General features: G+C 66.8%; 3 protein-coding genes. 2 read left to right on the plus strand and 1 reads right to left on the minus strand.

The genetic code is table 11. The features are described 5' to 3' along the window. Together E1284_RS42780 and E1284_RS39970 are read left to right on the plus strand one after the other, a co-directional pair. The coding region (locus E1284_RS42780; protein ID WP_207924234.1) for a hypothetical protein at positions 1-203 on the plus strand (203 nt) is incomplete at its 5' end. 341 nt (positions 204-544) lie between these two features. Further along, entirely contained in the window at positions 545-2,134 is a 1,590-nt protein-coding gene (locus tag E1284_RS39970) for an ISL3 family transposase (RefSeq protein WP_131945326.1), read from the plus strand. A gap of 228 nt (positions 2,135-2,362) precedes the next feature. Here E1284_RS39970 and E1284_RS39975 read toward each other — a convergent pair whose 3' ends face one another. Further along, the gene (locus E1284_RS39975) at positions 2,363-2,734 is read right to left on the minus strand and encodes an NADPH-dependent FMN reductase (RefSeq protein WP_131945325.1); all 372 of its coding nucleotides are present in this window, start codon (positions 2,732-2,734) and stop codon (positions 2,363-2,365) included. Positions 2,735-2,833 lie beyond the last annotated feature (99 nt).

Here is a 2,833-nt window from a genome sequence, read left to right on the forward strand (position 1 = left end):
ACCACACCATCATCGGTGCGGAGATCGGCAACACTCAACGTCACGCTCGAAAGATCCCAGTCTCGCCCTACTTGCGTCACAGAAGACTAGTTCGTCCCCATGTCTCCCCTGAGTCTGACAGAGAGGGCAACCTGGTCAACAGCTGGCAGACCACGCTGGACAACTACAACAACGGAATCATCGGACCGGGACATTGCGGGTGAGCGTCTGACGGGAACCGCCAACCGGTTGGTCGGCCCCTGACCTTGGGACTGGTCGGGGGCCGGTCGCTGCTGAGCGTCTCGACCAGTTCGGCCTGTTCGTTCTGGCTCAGCGCGTTCTGCGGCGCCGGCCGCGCCGTCGGTGTCGACGACGCGTGAATACTGGCTCTGGCACACATTCCGTGATCGGGCTGGTCGGGTAGGTCACGGTTCGGGTGTTCTTGCCGGTAGATGGGAAACGATCAGGAGTATCGGCCGGTGTGTCGATCAAGGAGCTGCTTGCCGTTCTGTTTCCTCACCTGGCGGGCGTGTGCGTTGACCAGGTGGTTCGTTCCGGTGCGTCGGTGCGCCTCAGAGCCAGGACCGCGACGACCGAGGCGGCGTGCCCGGGCTGCGGGACGTGGTCCCGGCACCGGCACAGCCGGTATGAGCGGTGTCTGTCCGATACCGCGGTCGGCGGCAGTGAGCTGCTGATCGACCTGCAGGTTCACCGGTTCCTGTGCCGCAACGACGGCTGCGGCAAGAAGACCTTCGCCGAGCAGGTTCCCGGGCTGACCGTGCGTTACGGCCGCCGGTCGGTGGAGGCCGGTGAAGCCCTGCGGGCGATCGCGCCGGCGCTGGCCGGACGCCCGGGTGCCCGCCTGGCCGAACGACTGGTGACCGCGGTGAGCCGAATGACGCTGCTACGACTGATCCGCAGCCTGCCCGAACCTTCAGACCACCTCGCTGACCAGGCCGGACCGCGCATATTAGGCGTGGACGACTTCGCCCTGCGACGCGGCAGAATCTACGGAACGATCCTGATCGACCTCACCACCGGCCGGCCCGTGGACGTCCTGCCCGACCGCACCGCCGACACCCTTGCCGATTGGCTGCAGGCCCATCCCGGTGTCGAGATCGTGTGCCGAGACCGCGCCGGCGCCTATGCCGAAGGCATCTCCCGCGGCGCACCCGAGGCGATCCAGGTTGCTGACCGGTGGCATTTGTGGAGCAACCTCGGCGACGCCGTCGAACGCACCGTCACCCGACACCGCCGGCAACTGCAAGCTCTCGTCCCAGCTCCAGCGGCCCAGTCCGGCGATGGCCCGGTGGCCCGCACCCCGCCGCCGGCTCCGACATCGGCTTCGGCATCGATACCGGTACCGCAGGGCAGACGGGACCGGGTCGCAGCCCGCACCCGTCAGCGGCACGCCGCCGTCCACGCCCTGCTCAACCAAGGCCACAGCCACCAGCAGATCGCCCGCGAGCTGGGATTGAGCCGTAACACCATCCGCCGGTTCGCCCGAGCCGCCGGCCCCGACGACCTCCTGGTCCACACCGGCACCGGCCAGCGCACCAAGGAACTGGCCGCCTACGACGCCTACCTGCGGCGCCGCTGGGACCAGGGGTGCACCAACGCCGCACAGCTCTACCAGGAACTACGCAGCCAGGGATACCGTGGCGCTGCGACCACCGTCCGCCAATACATCCAGCCGTGGCGGACCGCACCGACCGCCGCCCCGTCCACCACACCGCCTACCAGTCCCGTTCGACACCGTCCACCGACGGTCCGCCAAGCCACCGGCTGGTTCCTGCGCCACCCCGCCCACCTCGACAACGACGACCGACACCTCCTCGACACGCTCTGCGCCGCCTGCCCACAACTGAGGGCTCTGCGCACCCACGTCCGCCACTTCGCCGAGATCATGATGAACCGCGGTGGCCGGCAACTCCAGGCTTGGATGACCGGCGTGCTCGACGATGACCTGCCTGAGCTGCACTCGTTCGTCACCGGCCTGCGCCGCGACCAGGACGCCGTCACCGCCGGCCTCACCCTGCCCTACAGCTCCGGCCCCGTCGAAGGACACGTCAACCGCGTCAAGACGATCAAGAGGCAGATGTTCGGCCGCGCAGGCTTCGACCTTCTCCGCAAACGCATCCTGCTGACCGACTGACGACCAGATCACGGAATATGTGCCAGAGCCAGAATTCGGCCGTCGTTGACAGTCGGCTCACTGGTTTCCGGTACCGGGGTTCCGCCGCCGGTACCGCGGCCCGTAACCGGAAGGGAGATCGCGACCGGTCATCGCCACACTGCTCAGGGCTCAGCGGCAGGAGCGCGGCCGACTCTGTGCCCGGTACAGCAGAGCCGGCCGGAGGTCATCAGGACGGAAGGACACCGATCACGACCACCAGCAGCGGGTCTGTACGGTTAACTTGACACTCCCCGTGTCGGCGTGGTGCGGGGCAGGAGTGCAGGTGCCCGGCTCGATTGGGCCGACCGGGCCGGTGAAGGTGAAGTCGGTGAACATTGACAGCGCGACCTGGGTGGGTACGTCGGGGACCTTCAACTCTCCCATGATCTGACGCAGCTGCTCCACCGCACGAATGCCGCCGCTGGTGCCATAGCCGACGAACCCAGCGGCCTTGTGCTGCCATTCGGCATGCAGATAGTCCAGGGCGTTCTTCAGCGCGGCGGGGAAGGAGTGGTTGTACTCGGGGGTGACAAACACGAACGCATCGAATGCCCTCTCTGTCAGACTCAGGGGAGACATGGGGACGAACTAGTCTTCTGTGACGCAAGTAGGGCGAGACTGGGATCTTTCGAGCGTGACGTTGAGTGTTGCCGATCTCCGCACCGATGATGGTGTGGT

Origin of the sequence: Actinomadura bangladeshensis (assembly GCF_004348335.1) — a bacterium.
GTDB classification, from domain to species: Bacteria; Actinomycetota; Actinomycetes; order Streptosporangiales; family Streptosporangiaceae; genus Spirillospora; species Spirillospora bangladeshensis.

Bases quoted from the DNA above. Each gene is read 5' to 3' on its own strand.
- E1284_RS39975 (WP_131945325.1), bottom strand. From the start codon at position 2,734: ATGTCTCCCCTGAGTCTGACAGAGAGGGCATTCGATGCGTTCGTGTTT.